Origin of the sequence: Allobosea sp. BK604, from assembly GCF_004341515.1 — a bacterium.
In the GTDB taxonomy this organism is placed as follows: domain Bacteria; phylum Pseudomonadota; class Alphaproteobacteria; order Rhizobiales; family Beijerinckiaceae; genus Allobosea.
In genome coordinates, this window is record NZ_SLZF01000004.1 from 45026 (window position 1) to 67804 (window position 22779).

Annotated in this window: 19 protein-coding genes and 1 pseudogene; 12 read left to right on the plus strand and 8 right to left on the minus strand. The window is 67.8% G+C overall.

All coding sequences use genetic code 11. From position 1 onward, the window contains the following. Positions 1–4: 4 nt before the first annotated feature. The 6 genes from EV560_RS13365 to EV560_RS13390 all read right to left on the minus strand — a co-directional run bounded on the left by EV560_RS13365 (position 5) and on the right by EV560_RS13390 (position 7790). Entirely contained in the window at positions 5–1549 is a 1545-nt protein-coding gene (locus EV560_RS13365; protein ID WP_131856279.1) for an AMP-binding protein, read from the minus strand. Next, positions 1542–2075, minus strand: coding sequence for a (2Fe-2S)-binding protein (locus tag EV560_RS13370; protein ID WP_131856280.1), 534 nt, complete (start codon positions 2073–2075; stop codon positions 1542–1544). Before EV560_RS13370 ends, EV560_RS13365 begins: the two co-directional genes overlap by 8 nt. Then, positions 2063–2890, minus strand: a complete 828-nt coding sequence (locus tag EV560_RS13375) for an FAD binding domain-containing protein (protein ID WP_131856281.1) — start codon at positions 2888–2890, stop codon at positions 2063–2065. The genes EV560_RS13370 and EV560_RS13375 overlap by 13 nt, the downstream gene beginning before the upstream one ends. Next, a complete protein-coding gene (locus tag EV560_RS13380) occupies positions 2887–5841 on the minus strand; it encodes a xanthine dehydrogenase family protein molybdopterin-binding subunit (protein ID WP_131856282.1) in 2955 nt (984 codons plus the stop codon). The genes EV560_RS13375 and EV560_RS13380 overlap by 4 nt, the downstream gene beginning before the upstream one ends. A gap of 169 nt (positions 5842–6010) precedes the next feature. Next, positions 6011–6856, minus strand: a complete 846-nt coding sequence (locus EV560_RS13385; RefSeq protein WP_131856283.1) for a helix-turn-helix domain-containing protein — start codon at positions 6854–6856, stop codon at positions 6011–6013. Positions 6857–6959: 103 nt separating this feature from the next. Further along, complete coding sequence (locus EV560_RS13390; RefSeq protein WP_131856284.1) at positions 6960–7790, minus strand: class I SAM-dependent methyltransferase; 831 nt, start codon at positions 7788–7790, stop codon at positions 6960–6962. Positions 7791–7980: 190 nt separating this feature from the next. Between EV560_RS13390 and EV560_RS13395 the strand changes: the two genes are divergently transcribed. From EV560_RS13395 to eutC, 4 genes are all read left to right on the plus strand, one after another. After that, positions 7981–8559 (plus strand): TetR/AcrR family transcriptional regulator, encoded by a 579-nt coding sequence (locus EV560_RS13395; protein ID WP_131856285.1) that lies wholly within the window; start codon positions 7981–7983, stop codon positions 8557–8559. 77 nt (positions 8560–8636) lie between these two features. Continuing rightward, complete coding sequence (locus EV560_RS13400; protein WP_131856286.1) at positions 8637–9377, plus strand: 3-oxoacyl-ACP reductase family protein; 741 nt, start codon at positions 8637–8639, stop codon at positions 9375–9377. A gap of 94 nt (positions 9378–9471) precedes the next feature. Then, positions 9472–10860 (plus strand): ethanolamine ammonia-lyase subunit EutB, encoded by a 1389-nt coding sequence (locus EV560_RS13405; protein WP_131856287.1) that lies wholly within the window; start codon positions 9472–9474, stop codon positions 10858–10860. Then, on the plus strand, positions 10857–11642 hold the full coding sequence (gene eutC / locus EV560_RS13410) for an ethanolamine ammonia-lyase subunit EutC (protein ID WP_131856288.1): 786 nt from the start codon (positions 10857–10859) through the stop codon (positions 11640–11642). The genes EV560_RS13405 and eutC overlap by 4 nt, the downstream gene beginning before the upstream one ends. Before the next feature lie 213 nt (positions 11643–11855). On the opposite strand, the gene EV560_RS13415 is transcribed toward eutC, so the two are convergent. Next, a complete protein-coding gene (locus EV560_RS13415) occupies positions 11856–12833 on the minus strand; it encodes a Bug family tripartite tricarboxylate transporter substrate binding protein (protein ID WP_165923452.1) in 978 nt (325 codons plus the stop codon). 288 nt (positions 12834–13121) lie between these two features. Between EV560_RS13415 and EV560_RS13420 the strand changes: the two genes are divergently transcribed. Both EV560_RS13420 and EV560_RS13425 read left to right on the plus strand, forming a co-directional pair. After that, positions 13122–14096 (plus strand): Bug family tripartite tricarboxylate transporter substrate binding protein, encoded by a 975-nt coding sequence (locus tag EV560_RS13420; RefSeq protein WP_165923453.1) that lies wholly within the window; start codon positions 13122–13124, stop codon positions 14094–14096. A gap of 164 nt (positions 14097–14260) precedes the next feature. Beyond that, positions 14261–14974: a 2'-5' RNA ligase family protein gene (locus EV560_RS13425; protein ID WP_131856291.1), complete on the plus strand. Its 714-nt coding sequence runs from the start codon at positions 14261–14263 to the stop codon at positions 14972–14974. A 115-nt stretch (positions 14975–15089) separates the two neighbouring features. On the opposite strand, the gene EV560_RS13430 is transcribed toward EV560_RS13425, so the two are convergent. Next, positions 15090–16712 (minus strand): GMC family oxidoreductase, encoded by a 1623-nt coding sequence (locus EV560_RS13430; RefSeq protein WP_131856292.1) that lies wholly within the window; start codon positions 16710–16712, stop codon positions 15090–15092. A gap of 390 nt (positions 16713–17102) precedes the next feature. Here EV560_RS13430 and EV560_RS13435 point away from each other — a divergent pair, with 390 nt between their 5' ends. The 6 genes and pseudogenes from EV560_RS13435 to EV560_RS36375 all read left to right on the plus strand — a co-directional run. Next, positions 17103–18365: an ABC transporter substrate-binding protein gene (locus EV560_RS13435; protein WP_207908024.1), complete on the plus strand. Its 1263-nt coding sequence runs from the start codon at positions 17103–17105 to the stop codon at positions 18363–18365. Between the two features lie 84 nt (positions 18366–18449). Continuing rightward, positions 18450–19670: a CaiB/BaiF CoA transferase family protein gene (locus tag EV560_RS13440; RefSeq protein WP_131856293.1), complete on the plus strand. Its 1221-nt coding sequence runs from the start codon at positions 18450–18452 to the stop codon at positions 19668–19670. Between the two features lie 10 nt (positions 19671–19680). Further along, a complete protein-coding gene (locus EV560_RS13445; RefSeq protein WP_131856294.1) occupies positions 19681–20322 on the plus strand; it encodes a flavin reductase family protein in 642 nt (213 codons plus the stop codon). A gap of 14 nt (positions 20323–20336) precedes the next feature. Continuing rightward, positions 20337–21119, plus strand: coding sequence for an ABC transporter ATP-binding protein (locus EV560_RS13450; RefSeq protein WP_131856753.1), 783 nt, complete (start codon positions 20337–20339; stop codon positions 21117–21119). After that, positions 21112–21840 (plus strand): ABC transporter ATP-binding protein, encoded by a 729-nt coding sequence (locus EV560_RS13455; RefSeq protein WP_131856295.1) that lies wholly within the window; start codon positions 21112–21114, stop codon positions 21838–21840. The genes EV560_RS13450 and EV560_RS13455 overlap by 8 nt, the downstream gene beginning before the upstream one ends. A gap of 21 nt (positions 21841–21861) precedes the next feature. Continuing rightward, positions 21862–22746 (plus strand): annotated as a pseudogene (locus tag EV560_RS36375) (branched-chain amino acid ABC transporter permease); the annotation flags it as partial. Positions 22747–22779 lie beyond the last annotated feature (33 nt).

The window sequence follows — 22779 nt, forward strand, 5'->3', positions numbered from 1 at the left end:
ACGATCATTCGGCCGCGATGCCGGGCCGCTCGGGCTCGTATTCGCCGGCCACGAGCTGGCGGCGCAGCAGCTTGCCGACCGGCGATTTCGGGATGGCCTTGACGAATTCGAAGCGGCGCGGGCGTTTGTAATTGGCGAGGCCGGAGACTTTGCAATGCTGGTCGAGCTCTTCGGCGGTGACCGGCGCGGCGCGCTGCACGAAGGCGACGACGATCTTGCCCCAGCGCTCGTCGGGCAGGCCGACCACGGCGACTTCCGAGACGGCGGGGTGCAGCGACAGGCAGCTCTCGATCTCGACCGGCGAGACGTTCTCGCCGCCGGTGATGATCATGTCGTCGACGCGGCCGGTGACGTAGAGGTCGCCGTTCCCGTCGAAATAGCCGGTGTCGCCGGTGAAGTACCAGCCTTCGCGCAGCGCCTTGGCGTCGGCCTCGGGCCGCAGCCAGTAGCCGTCGAAGGCCTCGTCGCTGGAAGCGAGCGCGATGATCTCGCCTTCCTCGCCGGGCTCGGCGACCTCCTTCACGGAGGCGGCGCCGAGCTTGACCACGCGGATGAGCTGGTTCAGCCCGGCCTTGCCGGCCGAGCCCGGCTTGTCCGCCGCCTTCTGGTTGATCGTGAAGGTGTAGATCTCCGAGCAGCCATAATGGTTGACGAAGAGCTCCGGCCTGAACGCCTCGGTGAGCTTGCCGAGCAGCCCGTCGGTCATCGGCGCGCCGGCGAAGCCGAGCTTGCGCACCGAAGAGACGTCGGCCCCGGCGAAGCGCGGGTGATGGACGACATCGTGATAGAGCGTCGGCACCAGGTAGAGATTGCTGACCCGCTCGGCCGCGATCAGCTCCAGCGCGCGCGCTGCGTCGAAGCGCGGCAGGCAGACGAAGGTGCCGCCGATCAGCGACATGGCCAGCAGCGAGCGCACGCCCATCGTGTGGTAGAGCGGCATGACGCCGAGTGTGCATTCGCCGTTGCCGTAGAGGTTCTGCGCGACATGGGCGAGCGCCGCCATGCGCTCGGCCCGGTGCCGGCGCGGCACGCCCTTGGGCTTGGCCGTGGTGCCGGAGGTGTAGAGCATCAGCGACCAGTCCTCGGCCGAGGCGCGCGGCGCCGCGATGGGCGCCTCGCTCGCAATCATCTCGGCGAAGGTCAGCTCGGCCGGGCCGGCATCGCTGCCGACCGCGATGCGCGGCATCGTTGCGGCGAGCGTGCTCTCGGCCATGGCGGCGGCCGCGACGGATTCGAAGGCGATCGCCCTGGCGCCGGCATTCTCCAGCACAAAATCGATCTCGTCCGGCTTCGCCCGCCAGTTGATCGGCGTGATGATGATGCCGGCGAACTGGCAGGCCCAATGCAGCGTCGCCGCTTCCCAGCGGTTCTGCAGCACGGTGACGAGATGGTCGCCCGGCTTCAGCCCCATGCCGTCGAAGGCGGCGACGAGCGAGGAGATGCGCGCCAGCCATTGCGCATAGGTCAGGCGGACGTCGCCATCGACAATGGCGAGCGCGCCCGGATCGCGCGCCACGCTGGCGATGAAACTGGTCCCGAGGTCAAACATGGGCGGATTCCGCGTCGGTCGATGTGGTGATGGGCTGGCGTAGGATGGCGGCGGCTTCGAGCGCCGCGGCGATGATCGGGGTGTAGCCGGTGCAGCGGCAGAGATGCCCGCCGACGACCTCGCGCAGCGCCTGCTCGCTGGGATCCGGCTCCTCGCGCAGGAAGGCCTCGAGCGAGATCAGGATGCCGGCGGTGCAGAACCCGCATTGCAGCGCGTGGTGGCGCCGGAAGGCGGCCTGCATCACGGAAAGCCGATCCTGCGCCGGCGCCAGCCCCTCGACCGTCGTGACCTCGCGGCCTTCGAGCTGGACGGCCAGCGTCAGGCAGGCGCGGGCCGGCACGCCGTCGATCAGGATGGTGCAGGCGCCGCAGACGCCGTGCTCGCAGCCGACATGAGTGCCGGTCGCGCCGATGCCATGGCGTAGCGCGTCGGTCGCGAGCAGGCGCGGCTCGGCCTCGACCGAGACAGGCTTGCCGTTCAGCGTGAAGCCGATCCTGTGGCGGGCAGCGGCGCTCAGGCGAGGCATCGCAAGGCCTCCTCGATGGTCTGGCGCCCGAGATTGCGCACGAGGTCGCGGCGCAGCCGCGCCGTCGCGTGCAGGTCCTCGCGCGCGTCGAGCTCCCAGGCAAAGGCGTTGAGCGCGTCGTCCAGCGCCGAGCCGTCGAGGCGCGGCCAGCTCCGCCGCTCCGGCTTGTCGGCGACGCCGGCGACGGCGAGATGGATCTGTCCGGCCTCGACCACGGCCGCGCAGCCGACGATGGCGAAGTCGCCATGACGGCGCGCCACCTCGTTGAAGGCGTAGCCGGTGCCGGGCCTGGCTGCCGAGAAGGCGACGGCCTCGATCAGCTCGTCATCGGCCTTCTCGGTCACCATCATCCCGGCGAAGAACGCGGATGCCTTCAGCCGGCGCTGCTTCTTGCGCGAGCGCAGGCGGATCTCGCCGTCGAGCGCTACCAGGCAAAGCGGGATCTCGGCGCTCGGGTCGGCATGGGCGGTCGAGCCGCAGACCGTGCCGCGGGCGCGGGTCTGATAATGGCCAAGCCAGGGCAGGGCGGCGGCGAGCAGCGGCTGCTCGCTCGCGAGGCCGGGGCGCCTCAGGAGCGCCGCCTGCCGCATCCCGGCCGGCACGACGATCAGCTCGCCCTCGCGGCGGACCTGGTCGAGCCCGGCAATGCCCATGATGTCGATGAGCACGGCAGGCTTGGCGAGCCGCATGTTCAGCATCGGCAGCAGCGACTGGCCGCCGGCGATGATGCGCGCGTCCGAACCGTGTTGGGCGAGCGCGTCGAGCGCCTCGGTCATGTCGCGGGCCCGGACATAGTCGAAGGGGGCGGGCTTCATGCGCGCCTCCCGGAGAGACGGGCCCGAAGGCGAGCAAGGACACCGGGCCTGCCCGGCGCAGCCTTGCGCGCCAATGCCGCGAAGAACTGGCCGATGATCGCCTTGGCCGCGCCGTCGAGCAGGCGCCCGCCGATCGCGGCGACCTTGCCGCCGACCGCGGCCTCATAGGTGTAGCCGATCACGGTGCCGCCCGCGCCATCCGGCGTCAGCGTCACGCGGCCGGCGCCGCCGCCGGTGCCGAGCGCGCCGGAGACCGAGCCGGTCAGCGTCGCCCCGCGCGGCTCGTCGAGGTCGGAAAGCTTGATCTCGGCCTTGTAGCGCCCCTTCACCGGCCCGACGCCGAGCGTGACCTCGGCCTTGAAATGCGTGTCCGAGAGCTTCTGCACGCCATGGCAGCCGGGGATGATCGAGGCGAGCGTGTCGACGTCGAGCAGCATCGCCCAGATCGCCTCGGGCGCAGCCGCGACCTTGGCCTCGCCTTCGCCACGCAGGGCGCGGTCACCCGGCCTGCCGACGGGCGCGGCCGAGCGGCTCGCCTCGGGCTGGGGCGGCTCCGGCCGGGCGGCGAGCGCGGCGAGCTTGGCCGGCGTCAGCGGCAGGTTGATCTCGGCAACGTTGAGCGCGTCCGCAATCGCATTGGCCAGGCAGACCGGCGTCGACATGCAATTGCCTTCGCCGACGCCCTTGGTGCCGAGCGGCGTGAAGGGCGAGGGCGTCTCGATATGCAGGATCTCGATATCCGGCGTCTCGGTCGCGGTCGGCAGCAGGTAGTCCGCGAAGGTGCCGGTCAGGAAGGCGCCATCCTCGGCATAGGCGAGCTCCTCGTAGAAGCTCGCTCCGAGCGCCTGGGCGAAGCCGCCCCTGATCTGGCCCTCGACCATGCCGGGATGCAGCACGCGGCCGCAATCATGCATCGTGACATAGCGGTCGATACGGGCCTTGCCGCTGACCGGGTCGACCTCGACCCCGGCCATGTCGAAGATGAAGCCATGGCAGAGCGAGGAATTGATCTCGTCGCCCTCGGTCGGGGCCGTCAACTCCGGCGGCGTCCAGAAGGCGGTCTCGCGGATGGTCTGGTCGACGCCCTCAGGCAGCAGCGCCGGCGACCAATGGCTCAGCGCCGCGATACGGCCGAAGGGAATGGTCTTGTCCGGGTTGCCCTTGGCGAAGACCGCACCGCCGGCGAAGCCGATCTGGCCGGGCTCGACCTTGAGCTGGCGGGCTGCGATCAGAGCCAGCTTGTCGCGCAGCCGCGTCGCGGCGAGCTGGGCCGCGCCCGCCACCGCCGCGGCGAAGCGGCTGGAATAATTGCCGGAGGCGATCGACCAGGCGTCCTTGCCGGTGTCGAGATCGGCGATCACCCGCACCTCGCGATGTGGCAGGCCGAAAATGTCGGCGACGACCTGCGCCAGCACGGTGCGATGGCCCTGACCCTGCGGGGTCGATGCGGCATGGACGCTGACCGAGCCGACCGGGTCGATCGAGATCGTCGCCGTCGCCTGGGCGCCGTTCTTGGGCCCGGCCTTGCGCCGCTCCTCGGCGGTCAGGACCGTGGTGATGTAGCCCATGTTGGAGACGCTGGGCTCGACGGCGGCGGCAAAGCCGATGCCGTAATGCCTGCCGGCGGCGCGGGCCTCGTCGCGGCGGCGCTCCAGCTCGGCGAGCCGGCCGGAAACGGCGAGCTCGAGCGCCTGCTGGTAATCGCCGGAATCGTAGAGCGCGCCGGTCGCGGTGCGATAGGGGAAGGCGTCGGCCGGGATCAGGTTGCGGCGGATCACGTCGAGCGGAGCGAGCCCTAGCTCGACCGCGATGCGCTGCATCAGCCGCTCCAGCGCGAAATAGACCTGCGGTCCGCCGAAGCCGCGCACCAGCCCTGTCGGGGCCTTGTTGGTCAGCACGACCCGGTTGCGCATCGCGACATGGCGGATGTCGTAGGCGCCGGTCATGTTGCCGTGCATCCGGTAGAGCGTCGCCGGCTCCGGCGCACGCGGATAGGCGCCGCAATCCTCGACCTGGTCCCAGTCGAGCGCGCTGATGCGCCCATCCGCGGAGACGGCGGCCTTGAGCGTGGTGACGCGATTGGTCGCCGCCACGGCCGCGCCGAGATGCTCGAGCCGGTCCTCGATCCATTTCACCGGCCGGCCGGTGATCCGGGCCGCGACGCCGATCAGCACGGCATAGGGCGCTACACCCTGCTTGACGCCGAAGCTGCCGCCGGATTCGGGCGGCATGCGCAGCCTGAGGCGGTTGCCGGGAACCTTCAGGGCGCGGGCCAGCACGGTATGGATGCTGAACGGCCCCTGGAAATTGGCGAGGATGTCGTAGACGTCCTCATGCGGATCATACTCGGCGACGACGCCGAAGGTCTCCATCGGCGCGCCGGTATTGCGGGGATAGGCGATTTTGACCGAGACGGTCCGATCGGCCGCGGCGAAGGCGGCTTCGGGATCGCCGTAGCGGAAGTGCCGGTCGCTGACGAGATTGGCGCCGGCCTTCTCGTGCAGCACCGGAGCGTCCGGACGAAGGCTCGCCATCGGATCGACCACGGCCTTGAGCGGCGCGTACTCGACCTCGACCGCGTCGAGCGCATCCTCGGCGAGATAGCGTGTCTCGGCGATGGCGATGGCCACGGGTTCGCCGACATAGCGCACGCGCTCGACCGCCATCGGCCAGTTCTCGGCGGCGATCTTCAGCCCGGCCACCATCGGCGTGGTCAGCCGGGCAAGATCGCGCCCGGTGACGATGGCGGCGACGCCGGGCATCGCGGCCGCGGCTGTCGCATCGACGGCGAGGATATCGGCATGGGCGTGGGGCGAGCGCAGGATCGCCGCGTGCAAGGTGCCCGGCCGGACGCCGAGATCGTCGATGAACCGCCCGCGACCGGTCAGCAGGGCGGCGTCCTCGACGCGCTCCACGGACTGACCCGTCCACAAGATGGTCTCTGCTTTCACCGACGCTTCGCTCCGACGGCGCTCTTGCTGGGCGCCTGATAGGAAGCATCGATCAATGGCCGCCGGGTCACGATCCCGACCGGTCTCGCGACTTACCGAAAAGTCTCAAATTCGAAGGAAGCTCGAAGCATTGTCGAGCGAAGGCGAGGCCGGCTCGCCTGAAGGCGATTCAGCGCCCGAGCCGCGCCACGCTGCGGAACTCGCTCGGTGCGACCGAGCAATGGTCGCGGAAGAAGCGGGTGAAATGGGCGGGAGCGCTGAAGCCGAGCCGGTCGCCGATCGCGGAGAAGCTTTCATCGCCATCGACAATCGCGCCGACGGCGAGCTCGACCTTGAGCACGTTGAGGAAGACATGCGGCGTCACGCCGGTCGAGGCCTCGAACATGCGGAAGAAATGCGCGCGCGACAGGCCGGCTTCGCTCGCCAGCTTCTCGATCGAGAGCGGCGCGGCCGGATTCGAGCGCATCAGCGAAATCGCACGGCGCACGCGGAAATCGACCGCGTTGGAGCGCGCGATCCCGCGCAGCGAGGCGCCGATCGAGCGCCACGGCGTGAAGCGCTCGATCACGGCGATCATCAGTTCGGAGAGCAGCTCTTCCTGGCGCCGCGTCGCGCCGGGCTCGTGCACCATCTCGGCCGCGAGATCGAGCGCGGTCTGGCGGATATGGGCGCTGACCTCGCCGGCGGAATGCTCGAAGAAGCCGGGCGTGCCGCTGGCGGCCCAGTTCGGCCTGAAGCTGCGCAGCCAGTCCGGCTCGATATAGAGCGCCAGGATCAGCGCATTCTTGCGGCGCGGATCATGGATATAGGCATGCGTCTCCCAGGCATTGACCAGCACCGCGAGATCGTCGGTCAGCGGCGCGACATGGTCGCCGACCAGGAATTGCGTGTCGTCGCCATCGACCTTGAGCAGCACATGGCAATGCGGATGCGCATGGCGGACCAGGCTGCGGTCCATATCGAGGAGCGCAACACGTCCAAACGCGCCATGCGCGATCCGGAGCGCATCCGACATGCTGAAACTTCCGACCCGTCCCAAAGCGAAACCGGCCACAAGCTAAGCAGCGGGTCCCCGGTTGGCAATGTCGCCGAAGATCGCATGCCGGGCCGGCAAGGGCTCAGAAGCGGTAATGGAGCAGCCGGCCCATGTTCGCCAGCGGCGGGATCAGCGAGAAGGCGTAGATCGCCAGCCTTGCCGACCAGGACATGCGCGCGACCTGCTCGGGATCGTAGCCTTGCGGGTCATAGGCCCGGAATTCGTTCAGCAGCTCAAGTTGCGGCACCTCCCGCTCGAGCGCGCGCGGATCGTCGAGCGGCCAGAGCAGCCGGGCGCCGGTTGCGCGCACCGAGGGCAGGTTGCGCAGGAATTTCAGGCCGAGGCTGCTATAGGCGTCGAAGGTGAGCTCGCCCTCGGGCAGATGTTTTATCAGCCGCCGCAGCAGCTTTGGCACCTCCTCCGGCACGAGATAGGGCAGGAGCCCTTCGGCGATGATCATCGCCGGCTTGTCCTTCGGAATCTGTTCGAGCCAGGCCGGATCGGTCACGGATGTGCCGATCAGCGCGTAGTTGTCGCGCGCCGGATAGAGCTCGCGGCGCAGCGCGACGACCTCGGGGTAATCGACGTCGAACCAGCGGATGCCCGGGCCGGGATCGAGGCGGAACACCCGGCTGTCCAGGCCGCAGCCGAGATGCAGCACGGTCGCGTCGGGATGATCAGCCAGGAAGGCCCGCGCCCAGTCGTCGAGGATATGGGCGCGCATCGCGACGCCGATCATCAGGTCGCGGTCGAGTTTCAGCCTGTCGAAATCATAGTTGATCTTGCTGACCGCTTCGGCAGCGTAGCGGTCCTTCAGCAGTGAATCGGGCAAATGGCTTTCGCCGGCCTTGCCGTACAGCGTGATGAGAAGAGTCTCCTTCTCCTCCGTCAGCGTGATGGTTTCGGCGGTCAATCGGGGTCCTTGTTTCATCGTGGCCACGTCCTGCCGGCTCGACGAGCAGGCACAGCTGCTGCCTGGAGAAACGCGGCTCAGCCACGATAGCTCCCGGGTCGGGGTCAATCCGTGATCCAAGTCACAAAATGGGGCGGCGGAGCTGAGATTAATTATAGACAGATCGATCTGTAATCGATAGGAAGAGGGCATGGCGAGACCCAGGGAATTCGACCGCGACACCGCGCTGGCACAGGCGATCGCGGTCTTCTGCGAGCATGGCTACGAGGGCAGTTCGACCGCGATGCTGCTCGACGCCATGGCGATCAGCCGGCAGAGCCTCTACGACACGTTCGGCGACAAGCGGAAGCTCTATATCGAGGCGCTGCAGCGCTATATCGCCGACAGCGTCGCCGAGCAGATCCGCAGCCTGAACGCGGCCCCGAGCGCGCTCAAGGGCATCGAGGCGACCTTGCTCGCCTTCGCGGCGAAAGCCGCTGTCGCAACGGCCCCAGGCTGCATGGGCCTTGGCGCAACCTGCGAATTCGGCCGTTCCGATCAGGAGATCACGCTCCTGATCGAGACCGCCGACCGAACCTTGACCTCTGCATTCGAGCACCGCCTCGTGGCGGCCAAGGCGACCGGGGAGATCGCGGCCGATCTCGACATGCGCGCGGCGACGGATTTCCTCAAGGCAACGCTTGCCGGCATCAAGCTCGCGGCTCGTGGCGGTGCCTTGCCCGAAGCCTTGAGCGGCATCGCGCGGATGGCGATCCGAAGCCTGAGATAGCCAACGGAACGATGCAAGGCGACGCGCTTCTTTGTGCCAAATTATAGACTGATCGATCAAAAAAGATGGAGTATCAGATGTCGAAGCCCCTCTCAGGCAAGATCGCGCTGGTGACCGGCGGTTCGCGCGGCATCGGCGCGGCGATCGTGCGCCGTCTCGCGCATGATGGGGTGGCCGTCGCCTTCACCTATGCCGCCTCCGCGGAGAAGGCCGAGGCCCTCGCAGCGGAAATCACGGCCGCCGGCGGCGCGGCCCTTGCCATCCAGGCCGACAGCGCCGCTCCCGATTCCGTCAGGATGGCCGTGGCCCGGACGGTCGGGCAGTTCGGCCGGCTCGATATCCTGGTCAATAATGCCGGGATCCTGCTGCGCGGCGTTGTCGACGAATTCAGCCTCGACGATTTCGACCGGATGGTCGCGGTCAATGTCAAACCCGTCTTCGTCGCCACGCAGGCGGCCGTGCCGCATATGGGCGAGGGCGGGCGCGTGATCACGGTCGGCAGCGTCACGGCCGACCGCTCCGGCTTCCCCGGCGCCTCGGTCTACAGCATGACCAAGGGCGCGGTCGCGGCGCTGACGCGTGGCCTGGCGCGCGATCTCGGCCCGCGCGGCATCACCGTCAATGTAATCCAGCCCGGTCCGACGGAGACCGACATGAATGCCGACGAGCAGGCCCAGGCGATGGTTCGCCCGCTGATGACGCTCGGCCGCCTCGGCAAGGATGCCGAGATCGCGAGCCTCGTCGCCTATCTTGCCGGCCCGGAAGCGAGCTTCATCACCGGCTCTGCCTTGACCATCGATGGCGGTTATCTCGCCTGAGCGGCCGGCACGGCCCCTGCCTTGCAACCCCTTCGTCATTTGCTGGAGCGCGTATCCGCTCTAGCATGGCGTCTGAGTGGAGGCAGGTTGGAACATGGCGTATCGCGTCGCGGTCGGACGGCAGACTCATGTCTTCGCCGATCTCAGGGAGGTCATGGCGAAGGCGACGCCGCTGCGCTCGGGCGACATGCTGGCCGGCATCGCCGCTGCCAGCATGGAAGAGAGCATGGCGGCGAAGATCGCGCTCGCGGACCTGCCGCTGCGGAGCTTCCTCACCGAGGCGCTGGTGCCCTACGAGCAGGACGAGGTCACCCGCCTGATCCTCGACACGCATGACGCGACGGCCTTTGCGCCGATCGCTGCGCTGACGGTCGGCGAGTTCCGCGACTGGCTCTGTTCCGACCAGGCGACATCATCGGTTCTGGCACGGATCGCGCCCGGCGTGACCCCGGAAATGGCTGCGGCCGTCTCGAAGATCATGCGCAACCAGGATCTGATCCTGGTCGCGCGCAAATGCCAGGTCGTCACCCGCTTCCGCAATACGATCGGCCTGCCCGGCACCATGGCGGTGCGGCTCCAGCCCAACCACCCCACGGACGCTGCCGCCGGCATCCTCGCCTCGATCGTCGACGGGCTGCTCTATGGCTGCGGCGACGCGGTGATCGGCATCAACCCGGCCTCGGACAGTCCGGGCGTCATCGCCGACCTGCTGCGCCTGCTCGACGAGCTCATCCATCGCTTCGAGATCCCGACGCAAGCCTGTGTATTGACTCATGTTACCAGCGCGCTGGCCCTGATCGGGCAGGGCGCGCCGGTCGATCTCGTCTTCCAGTCGGTCGCGGGCACGCAGAAGGCGAACGAATCCTTCGGCGTCTCGCTGGCGCTGCTGCAGGAGGGCATGGCGGCCGGCCGCTCGCTCGGGCGTGGTACGGTCGGCGACAACGTCATGTATTTCGAGACCGGGCAGGGCTCGGCCCTTTCGGCCGATGCGCATCACGGCGTCGACCAGCAGACGCTGGAGGCACGTGCCTATGCCGTGGCCCGCGCCTATGAGCCGCTGCTCGTCAATACCGTCGTCGGCTTCATCGGCCCGGAATATCTTTATGACGGCAAGCAGATCATCCGCGCCGGCCTCGAGGACCATTTCTGCGGCAAGCTGATGGGCGTGCCGATGGGCTGCGACATCTGTTACACCAACCATGCCGAGGCCGATCAGGACGACATGGACACGCTCCTGACCTTGCTGGGTACGGCCGGCGTCAATTTCGTCATGGGCGTGCCCGGCGCCGACGATGTGATGCTCAACTACCAGTCCACCTCATTTCACGACCAGCTCTATGTCCGCGAGGTGCTCGGCCTGAAGCGCGCTCCGGAATTCGAGGCCTGGCTGCGGCGGATGGAGATCACCGACGCGGCCGGAAAACTGAGCGCCGGCCGCGGCGGCCAGGCGCTGCTGGCGGCGGTGCAGGGCAGGGCGGCATGAGCAACGAACCGGTCTCGCTCGCCGAGCGCTGGGCCGCGCTGGCGCGGCTGACTCCGGCCCGTATCGGCCTCGGCCGCTCCGGCGCCTCGCTGCCGACGGGCGAGGTGCTGCGCTTCGGCCTCGCCCATGCCCAGGCGCGCGACGCGGTCCATATCCCGTTCCGGGCCGGCGAGGTCGCGGCGTCGCTGGCCGCCCTTGCCGGCGAGACCGTCGAGGTCGAGAGCGCCGCGCCCTCGCGCGATCTCTATCTCCGGCGGCCCGATCTCGGCCGGCGGCTGTCGTCGCAGGGCCGCACGGCGCTGGCGGCGCATCGCGGCGCTTGCGATCTCGCCATCGTCGTCGCCGATGGCCTGTCCTCCACTGCGATCCACCAGAACGCCGCGCCCTTCGTCGCCGTGCTGTTGCCGGCGCTCCAGCGGCAGCAGCTTCGCCTCGCGCCGATCGTGGTCGCCAGCCAGGGGCGCGTCGCGCTGGGCGACGAGATCGGCGAGCTGCTCGGGGCGCGCGCCGTCGTGATGCTGATCGGCGAGCGGCCCGGCCTGTCCTCGCCGGATTCGCTTGGCGCCTATCTCACCTTCGCGCCCCGGTCCGGCCTGAGCGACGCGGCGCGCAACTGCATCTCGAACATCCGCCCGGGCGGTCTCAGCTACGAGCAGGCCGCCCTCAAGCTCTCCTGGCTGATCGGCGAGGCCTTTCGCCGCTCGCTGACCGGCGTCGATCTTAAGGACGAGAGCGATCTCGCGCTGGAGGCGGCGGCGCGGCCGGAGCTGCCGCCAGCCTGAGCTGATGCGGGGGCATTTTCGCGCATCGGCTTGTCCGAAAAGCGCCATCCACGTTTCGGGCCGATGCTCTGGCGTTCTCCCGTCATTGCGAGCACCCGGGTCTTGCCTTCGGCAAGCCCGAGTACAGGCTCCGCGAAGCAATCCAGGGGCGGCAGCGCTCTACGTCCCCGGATTGCTTCGTCGCTACGCTCCTCGCAATGCCGGGCATCGATCCTATTGCGGCTCGATCTTGGCGTCGCGGATCACGTTGCGCCAGGTCTCGATATCGCGCTCGACCACGGTCTTGAACTCGGCCGGGCCGAGCGTGCGCGGCACGAGGCCCTGCAGCTTCATCCAGTCCTGGATCTTCGGCTGCCTGACGATGTCGATGATCGCGTCGCTCAGCTTGGTCACGATCGGCTCCGGCGTCGCCGCCGGCACGAAGAAGCCGAGCCAATAGACCTGCTCGAAGCCCTGGCTCATGCCGCTCTCGCGCATGGTCGGCATGGTCGGCATCAGCGGCGAGCGCTCGGGGCTGGTCACGGCGAGCGCCTTGATCTGCCCGCCTTCGGCCAGCGCGCGCGAGGCGGTGACGGTGTCGAACAGCAGCTGCACCTCGTTGCCCATCAGCGCCTGGATCGAGGGGCCGCCGCCGCGGAACGGCACATGCACCATGTCGATTCCGGTCTGCAGGCCGAAAAGCTCGCCGATCAGATGGCCGGACGAGCCCTGGCCGGCCGAGCCGAAATTGAGCTTGCCCGGATTAGCCTTCGCATAGGCGATGAACTCGGCGACGTTCTTCGCCGGCAGCGACGGATGGGTCACCATCAGGTAGGGGCCGATCGCGACCTGGGCGAGCGGCCGCAGATCCTTGCTGACATTATAGGGCAGGTGCTTCTTGAAGCTCGGGTCGACCGTGATCACCGAGGTGTGGAACAGGATGGTGTAGCCGTCGGCATCGGCCTTCGCGACGGCGTCGGTGCCGATCGAGCCGGCGGCGCCCGGCCGGTTCTCGACGATGACGGACTGCCCGAAGCGGGCGCGCAACTCATCGGCGACGGTGCGCGCCACCGGGTCGGTCGAGCCTCCCGGCGGATAGGGCACCACGATCTTGATCAGCTGCTTGGGGAAGCTGTCCGCCGGGCCTTGCGCGGCGGCGGGGAGAAGCACGGCCAACTGGGCGAGCAGGGCCAGGGCGAGACGCCCGATCATCGGCCGATCCTTTCCTTGAGAATCATTCCTCGCCGAGGCGGCGGGCGCTCTTTGATCGGCTCCAGACGCGTTTCGGCAAACGAAGGTTATCGGGCTCGCCGCGCCGCAACCATTCACGCCGGGCGGAGGGCAGGTTTGCGCCGCGTGGAAAGCCGCTACGCCGCAATGATCCGCAGCCCAGCTTTTCATCTGCCGCACAACTGCTCGACGCGGCGTGGCCATGTTCGCACAGGCGAAGGCTCTGCTAGCTCTCGCCGCGGAAGCCATGTGCTCTCGGGGAGAATGAACATGCTCGATCGTCGCCATTTCCTGGCAGGGGCAGGTGCTTCGCTCGCCGTCGCCGCGTCGGGGCCGGCCTCGGCCCAGGCCTGGCCGTCGAAGCCGGTGCGCTTCATCGTGCCCTTCGTCGCGGGCGGCGGCTCGGATGTCGCTGCGCGGCTGCTGGCCGAGGAGCTGCGCCGCGTGCTGGGCGTGCCCTTCGTCATCGAGAACCGGCCGGGGCTCGCCGGCTCGCTCGGCGCCGATGCAGCGGCCAAGGCCGAGCCCGACGGCTATACCATCGTCATCGCCACGCCCGGCGTGCAGATGACCAATCCCTTCCTCTACGCGAGGCTGCCCTATGACGCGATGAAGGACCTCCGGCCGATCGTCCATGTCGCGCAATTGCCGAGCGTGCTGGTCGTCCACCCCTCCGTGCCGGCGAAGACGACGGCCGAGTTCATCGCTCATGCCAAGGCCAATCCCGGCAAGCTCAACTTCGCCAGCAACGGGCCGGGCTCGGCCAGCCATCTTGCCGTCGAGCTGTTCAAGACCATGGCCGGGATCGACATGATCCACGTGCCCTATCGTGGCTCGGGGCCGGCGCTGCTCGACCTCGTCGGCGGCCGCGTCGATTGCGCCATCGACTCGCTGACCGCGATGATGCCGCAGGTCCGCGACGGCAAGCTCAGGGCGCTCGGCGTCTCGACGGCGCAGCGCGTCTCGCTGGAGCCGAACCTGCCGCCGATCGCCGACGGCCTGCCGGGCTACGACGCCTTCACCTTGCTCTACCTCACCACGGGCTCGGCCGTGCCCGACGCGGCCGTGACGAAGCTGAATGCCGCCGTGAACGAGATCCTGGCCTTGCCCGAGATCAAACGCCGCTTCGAGGAGCAGGGCATGCTGCCGACCGGCGGCACCCCGGCCGAGCTCCAGGCCGTGATCGAGACCGAGCGCGTCAAGTGGAAGCGCATCATCGATGTCGCCGGCGTGAAGGTGGAGTAACGGCGGCCCATCGAGCCGCGCGCCCGCACGCCGGCATCGAACGCCCGAGGGGATGCACCGGAGGGCGGCTTCAGGGTAGCCGAAAGCGCATGGCGCGCAGAATCGCTTTCAACTAGATTTCTCCCCGGACACGCCGCTCTTCCACGCATTCGGGGAGGAAAACGATGGCGACATTCGTCACAGCCATCGGCTTCGGGCTGGCCTTGATCTTCGGCTTCGCCCAAGGGGCCATCGCCCAACAAAAACCGGTGACAGCGATCGACATTGCGCTCGAGCCCGACGCGACGATGCTTCAGCACGCGAAGGACGCCAACGCGCGGCTGCTCAAGTCTTTCCCGAAGGGCTTTGCGCTGGATGAGACGCACCACCCGCATGTCACCATGGTGCAGCGCTTCGTCCGCACGGCCGATCTGGACAGCGTATACGCCGCGGCGAATGCGGTTCTGGCCAAGGAAAAGCCGACCTCATGGACGCTGAAAGCTTACAAATATTACTATATCCCGTCTTCGCCGGTCGGCCTCGCGGGGATCGTCGTCGAACCGACCGACGAGTTGCACCGGCTGCAGGATGAGCTGATCAAGGCCGTCGAGCCCTACACCGTGAAGACCGGGACGCCGGCGGCGTTCTTCAGCAGGGATGGCGGCCGCGACATCCAAAGATCGCTGATCGAATACGTCGCCAATTTCGGCACGATCGCGGCGGGCAAGCGCTTCAATCCGCATGTGACGATCGGGGTCGGAACGGAAACCTATTTGAAGACGATGCTGGCCGAGCCATTCGGCACGTTCACGTTCTCGCCGACTGGTGCGTCGGTCTATCAACTCGGCACGTTCGGCACGGCTCGGAAGGAACTGAAGGCGTTGCCGCTGACGCCCTGAAGCGCGGCACGGCAAACGACCGGCAACGCGCTTCCTGCCGCCGATGGCGCAAGACGTCATCGAGCATACATTCGCGCCATCCCCGCGCGGCGGGTCGAAGGCGGAGCCTTCGCCGCTACGCCCGCGAATCCTCCTTGATCATCGCAGCCGCCTTCTCGGCGATCATCATGGTCGGCGCCGCCGTATTGCCCGAGGTGATGCGCGGCATCACCGAGGCGTCGGCGACACGCAGGCCGGCGATGCCGCGCACGCGCAGGCGCTGGTCGAGCACGGCCATCGGATCGTCCTCGCGCCCCATCTTCGCCGTGCCGACCGGGTGGAAGATCGTCGTGCTGTATCTGGCCGCGGCGTCGAGCAGGGCCTCGTCCGTGTCGGCCGCCGCCCCCGGCAGGTATTCCTGCGGATGGAAACGGGCGAGCGGCGCCTGCGCCACGATCCGGCGCGCCAGCCGCAGCGCATCGACCGCGACCTGCTTGTCCTCCTCGGTATCGAGATAGTTCGGCGTGATCGCCGGCTGCTGCGCGGCGTCCGCGCTCTTGAGATGCACGCTGCCGCGGCTCGATGGGCGGAGATTGCAGACGCTCGCGGTGAAGGCGCCGAACTTGTGCAGCCCGTCGCCCCATTTGTCGAGCGAGAGCGGCTGGAAGTGGAATTCGAGATTGGCGGTGGCGTAGTCGGGCGAGGACTTGGCGAAGGCGCCGACCTGCGAGGGCGCCATGGTCAGCGGCCCCGTGCGGAAGGCGGCGTATTCCAGCGCCATCAGCGGCCGGCGCCAGAGCTTGGCATAGTCGGTATTGAGCGTGCGTACGCCCTCGACCTTGTAGACCGGCCTGATCTGCAGATGGTCCTGCAGGTTCTCGCCGATGCCGGGCAGATGCGCCTTCGTCTCGATGCCCAGTCCCTGCAAGCGCTCGCCATGGCCGATGCCGGAGCGCTCCAGGATCGCCGGCGAGCCGAAGGAACCGGCGCTGAGCACGATCTCGCCGCCAGCCTCGGCCCGCAGCTTTTCCCCGCCGCGCGAGAATTCGACCGCGACCGCCTTGCCGTCGGCGACGACGATGCGCTCGACCAGCAGGCCGGTCTCAAGCTTGAGATTCGGCCGGCTGAGCACCGGCTTGAGGAAGGCGCGATAGGCGCTCATCCGCCGGCCGCGCTTCTGGTTGACCTGGAAATAGGCGGAGCCCGCATTGTCGCCCGAGTTGAAATCGGCGATGCGCGCGATGCCGGCGGCCTCGGCCGCATCGCGGATCGCGTCGAGCACGTCCCAGCGTACGCGCGGGTTCTCGACGCGCCATTCGCCGCCGGAGCGATGCAGGTCGTTCGGCGGGTCGATATGGTCCTCATGCGCCAGGAAATGCGGCAGCACGTCGTCCCAGCCCCAGCCGTCGAGGCCGAGCTGGCGCCAGCCATCGTAGTCGGCGGCCTGGCCGCGCATATAGATCATCGCGTTGATGGCCGAGCAGCCGCCGACGACCTTGCCGCGCGGGAAGGGCAGGGCCCGGCCACCGAGCCCGGCCTGCGGCTCGGTCTGGAACAGCCAGTCGGCGCGCGGATTGCCGATGGCGTAGAGATAGCCCACGGGGATGTGAAACCAGATCCAGTTGTCGTCGCCGCCGGCCTCCAGCACCAGCACGCTGCGTCGCGGATCGGCCGACAGCCGGTTCGCCAGAACGCAGCCGGCCGAGCCCGCGCCGATCACGATATGGTCGAAAGTCCCGATGCTTCTGCGCGTTGGCATGGCGTCCTGCTCGTCAAAAAATCCGCCGGCGGGCAGCCAGCCATATCAGCGAAGCGCTAGCCGGGCCACGCCGCGCCGGCAATGAAGCTGGCCGGTAAGCATTGTTGCCGAAAGCGCAAAACCGCACAGGCGACGATGCCTCCGGCCGACCCGGTCGAACGGGCGTCCGGTTGTGCGCATGCGGCAAGGCGATCACCGCGCTGTTGGTTTTGGGGCCGCTATATCAGCGCAAAAGCCCGGATTTTTGCTTCCCGGCGCACATTGGCTTTCCATTTTCAGCATAACCCAACCGATTGAAGGGGAGCAGGCGGCTCAATAGGGTGCCTCGAACCAACCGGCCGCAACCACAAAAATGGCCGTGTGCGAGCGAGGGACCTGGAGGGGATCGCCATGAACGAGACACGTGCGAAGACGAAGACGGCGATGCCTCGCAATGCGGCGATGCTCAGGACGGCGGCGCTTGGCGCTGCGATCGGCATGCCTCTCCTGGCGGCGCTGCCGGCCCAGGCCCAGATCTCCGACGATGTGATCAAGCTCGGCATCACCAACGACCAGTCCGGCATCTATTCGGCGGCCGGCGGCCCCGGCGTCGTCGCCGCGGCGCGTATGGCGGTCGAGGATTTCGGCGGCGCGATCAACGGCAAGAAGATCGAGATCGTCGTCGCCGACAACCAGAACAAGCCCGATATCGGCGTCGGCATCGTGCGCCGCTGGCTCGATACCGAGAAGGTCGACGCCATCGTCGATGGCGGCAACTCCGCCGTCGGCGCGGCGATCCAGGAGGTCACCCGCGAGAAGAACAAGGTCTTCCTGATCTCCGGCTCGGGCACGACATTGCTGCACAACGAGGCCTGCTCGCCGGTCGGCTTCCAATGGTCCTGGGACAGCTACGGGCTCGCTGCCGGCACGGCCGGCGCGCTGGTCAAGCAGGGTCTCGACACCTGGTTCTTCATCACGGCCGACTATAATTTCGGCCATGTCCTGGAGCAGCAGGCCTCCGACATCGTCAAGAAAAGCGGCGGCAAGGTGCTGGGCGCGTTGCGCCACCCGTTCAACACCGCCGATTTCTCCTCCTACCTGCTCCAGGCCCAGGCCTCGGGCGCCAAGGTGATCGCGCTCGCCAATGCCGGCGGTGACACCGTCAACGCCATCAAGCAGGCCAACGAGTTCGGCCTGACCAAGGGTGGCCAGAAGCTCGCGGCGCTGCTGCTCAACATCACCGACACCCATGCGCTCGGCCTGCAGACCGCGCAGGGCCTGATCGTCACGACCTTCTATTATTGGGACAAGGACGAGAAGACTCGGCCCTTCGGCGAGCGCTTCCTCAAGCAGACCGGCTCGGCTCCGACCTGGCTCCAGGCCGGCGCCTACAGCGCCGTCACGCATTACCTCAAGGCGGTCAAGGAAGCCGGCACCGACGAGACCAAGGCGGTGGTCGAGCAGATGCGCAAGACCAGGATCAACGACGCGATGACGACCGATGGCTGGATCCGTGAGGACGGCAAGGTCATGCGCGGCGTCGACGTGGTCGAGGTCAAGGCGCCCGGCGAGTCGAAGAAGCCCTGGGACTACTACAAGGTCATCGCCTCGGTGCCGCCGGAGGCTGCGGCCATGCCGCTCTCCGAGAGCAAGTGCCCGCTCGTGAAGAAGTAAGCCTGCCGCTTACGAAAGGCCGGGGCGCGCTCTCGGGTGCGCTCCGGCCAACCTTTTCCTGATCCGCCTATGGGAGCCGTCGTCTTGGCCGGTCCGCTGTCGCATATCCGCGTTCTCGATCTCAGTCGCGTCATGGCCGGCCCCTGGGCCGGGCAGATGCTCGCCGATCTCGGCGCCGACGTGATCAAGGTCGAGCGCCCGAAAGTGGGCGACGACACGCGCGGCTGGGGCCCGCCCTTCCTGAAGGACAAGGATGGCAACAACACCCGGGATGCCGGCTATTTCCTCTGCACAAATCGCGGCAAGCGCTCGCTCACCATTGATTTCGAGAGTGAGCAGGGGCGCGAGATCGTCCGCCGGCTGGCCGCGCGCTCCGACATCCTGCTGGAGAATTTCAAGGTCGACACGTTGCAGCGCTTCGGTCTCGGCTATGACGAGCTCAAGCTGCTCAATTCCAGCCTGATCTACTGCTCGATCACAGGCTTCGGCCAGGACGGTCCGCGCCGCGCCAGCGTCGCCTACGACTTCATGATCCAGGCCATGGGCGGGCTGATGAGCGTCACCGGCGAGGAGGACGGTCAGCCCGGCGGCGGGCCGCAGAAGGTCGGCGTCCCCATCGTCGACCTGATGACCGGCATGTACGCCACCATCGCGGTGCTCGCCGCGCTCGCCCGGCGCGATACGACCGGGCAGGGCGACTATATCGACCTCGCCATGTTCGACGTCCAGGGCGCCTTCCTCGCCAACCAGGCGATGAACTACATGCTCTCGGGCAAGCCGCCGCGGCGCTATGGCAACGGCCACCCGAACATCATGCCGCAACAGGTCTTCGCCTGCCGTGACGGCCATGTCGTGCTCGCCGTCGGCAATGACGGGCAATTCGCCAAGCTCGCCCAGGTGCTGGGCGTGCCGGAATGGGCGAGCGACGAGCGCTTCCGCCTCAATGCCGGCCGCGTCGCCAATCGCGACGAGTTGCTGGCGCTCGTCGCCGGGCATTTCGCGACGTGGACGCGGGCCGATCTGGTCGCGGCGCTGGAGAAGGTCGGCGTGCCCTGCGGGCCGATCAACGCGGTGCCGGAGGTCTTCGAGGACAAGCAGGCGATCCATCGCAAGATGCGGATCGAGATCCCGCATCCGGTCGCGGGTTCGGTGCCGCAGATCGCCAATCCGATCCGCTACGCCCAGGCACCGATCACGCATGAGCGCCACCCGCCGCTGCTCGGCGAGCACAATGCCGAAATCCTCGCCGATCTCGGCTTCACGCGGAAGGAGATCACCGATCTCGCCGCCTCGGGCGTGATCTGAGGAGCGCTTCATGTTCTACGATCCGCGCAGCGACGAGCACGGTCTGCCGCACAGCCCCGTCACCGCGCTGGTGACGCCGCGGCCGATCGGCTGGATTTCGAGCGTGAGCCGGGCCGGGGTGGTGAACCTATCGCCCTATAGCTTCTTCAACCTGGTCTCGGCCTATCCGCCCTTCGTGATGTTCTCGAGCGCGCCGGCAAAGGATTCGCAGCGCAATGCCGAGGAGACCGGCGAGTTCGTCGTCAACATCGCGACCTATGATCTGCGCGACGAGGTCAACGCATCCTCGGCCGAGTTCGGCGCCCATGTCAGCGAGCCCGCGGTCGTCGGGCTGGAGATGATCCCCTGCCGCAACGTCCGGGTGCCGCGCGTTGCGCGCTCGCCGATCGCGCTCGAATGCCGCTACTCCAAGACCGTCGGCCTCGAATCCGGCGACGGCAAGCCAAACCCTTCGGCGATCGTGATCGGCGAGGTGGTCGGCATCCATATCGACGAGGCCGTGCTGGTCGAGGGCCTGATCGACGTCACCAGCGTGCGCCCGCTCGCCCGCCTCGGCTACATGGATTATTGCGTCGTCGACGAGGTCTTCGAGATCAGGCGGCCGGGCGAGCCGGCGGCTGCGCTCAGCCGTAAGGCGGAGCCGGTCTCGTGAGCGCCGTGCCCGCCATGCCGGTCGCAGCGGATGCCGCGACGCCATCGCGCGATATCGTCCTGCGGACCGAGAAGCTCACCAAGGTCTTCGGCGGCTTCAAGGCCGTCGACGATGTCAGTTTCGCGGTCGAGCGCGGCACGATCCATGCCGTGATCGGACCCAACGGCGCCGGCAAGACGACGCTGTTCAACCTGCTGACCAAGTTCCACCTGCCGACGACCGGCCGCATCTTCTACGGTCAGGACGAGATCACGACGATGCCGGCCGACGAGACGGCGCGGCAGGGCATCGTCCGCTCCTTCCAGATCGCCGCCGTCTTCCCGCAGATGACGGCCTACGAGAATGTCCGCCTCGCCCTGCAGCAGCGCATGGGCAACTGGTACCGCTTCTGGAGCCCGGAACGCTCGCTCGCCGGCCTGCGCGGGCGCGCCGAGGAACTGCTCGCCGCCGTCGGCCTCTCCGATTTCTGCGAGACCTATGCCTCGGACCTGTCCTATGGCCGCAAGCGCGCGCTGGAGATCGCGACCACCCTGGCGATGGAGCCCAGGATCCTCCTGCTCGACGAGCCGATGGCGGGGCTCGGCCATGAGGATATCGACCGCGTCGCCGCCCTGATCCGCGAGGTCGCCATCGGCCGCACCGTGCTCTTGGTCGAGCATAACCTGCGCGTCGTGGCCGATCTCTCCGACACCATCACCGTGATGACCCGCGGGCGCGTGCTGGCCGAGGGCAGCTATGCCGAGCTCGCCGCCAATCCGGCCGTGGTCGAGGCCTATATGGGGACCGGACATGGCTGAGCCTGCCCGACAAGCCGCTGCCGCCCCCTTCCTCGAGATCCGCGATCTCAACGCCTGGTATGGCGAGTCGCATGTGCTGCAGGGCATGAGCTTCTCGATCGCCGAGGGCGAGCTGGTCACGCTGCTCGGCCGCAACGGCGCCGGCAAGACCACGACCCTGCGCGCCATGATGGGCATTCTCGACAGGCGCCAGGGCTCGGTGCGCTATCGCGGCGAGGAGCTGATCGGCGCGCGCTCCTATCGCATCGCCCGCGCCGGCCTGGCCTATTGCCCGGAGGAGCGCGGCATCTTCGCCAGCCTTAATGTCGAGGAGAATCTCAAGCTCCTGCCGATCATCGACAAGGGCGGCATGGCGGTCGAGGAGATCTACGAGCTCTTCCCCAATCTTGCCGAGCGGCGTCGCAGCGACGGCAACAAGCTCTCCGGCGGCGAGCAGCAGATGCTCGCCATCGGCCGCATCCTGCGCACCGGTGCTCGCACGCTCCTGTTGGACGAGCCGACCGAGGGGCTCGCCCCGGTCATCGTCCAGCGCATCGGCGAGGTGCTGCGCCTGCTCAAGGCGCGCGGCTTCACCATCCTGCTCGTCGAGCAGAACTTCCATTTCGCCGCGACCATCGCCGACCGGCACCATCTCGTCGAGCACGGGCAGGTCGTGGCGATGATCCCCAATGACGAGCTCGACGCGCAGCGCGACCTGCTGCGCCATCATCTCGGCGTCTGACGGCCGGGCAAGGTTCAAAGAATGATCACTGTTCCGCTTCTCGGCATTCCGCTCCAGGTCCTGCTCGGCCAATTGCTGCTCGGGCTGATCAACGGCTCGTTCTACGCATTGCTGAGCCTGGGCGTCGCGATCATCTTCGGCCTGCTCAACATCGTGAACTTCGCCCATGGCGCGCAATATATGCTCGGCGCCTTCGCGGCCTATTTCCTGCTGAAGCTGACCGGCATCGGCTATTGGGGCGCGCTGATCCTGGCGCCGCTGATCGTCGGCGCGCTCGGCCTCGTCATCGAGCAGCTCTTCCTCAAGCGGCTCTACAAGCTCGACCATCTCTACGGCATGGTGCTGACGCTCGGCCTCGCCATGGTGATCGAGGGCGTGTTCCGGCATTTCTTCGGCGCTGCCGGCCTGCCTTACGGCATACCCTCGGCGCTTCAGGGCGGCCAGAATCTCGGCTTCATGTACCTGCCGAACTATCGCGGCTGGGTCATCGTCGCCTCGCTGATCATCTGCTTCGGCACCTGGTACCTGATCGAGCGCACGCCGCTCGGCGCCACCCTGCGCGCCGCCACCGAGAACCGCGTGCTGGTCGAGGCCTTCGGCCTCAACGTCCCCCGCATGGTGATGCTGACCTATGGCTCCGGCGTCGCGCTGGCGGCGTTGGCCGGCGTCATGGCCGCGCCGATCTACCAGGTCAGCCCGCTGATGGGCACGAATGTCATCGTCGTCGTCTTCGCCGTCGTGGTGATCGGCGGCATGGGCTCGATCCTCGGCGCCATTCTCTCCGGCTTCACGCTCGGCCTCGTCGAGGGCCTGACCAAGGTCATCTATCCCGAGGCCGCCTCGACCGTGGTCTTCGTCATCATGGCGGTCGTGCTGCTGACCAGGCCCGCCGGCTTCCTCGGCCGCAACCAGGCCGCGCCGACCGGCAACAGCTTCCTC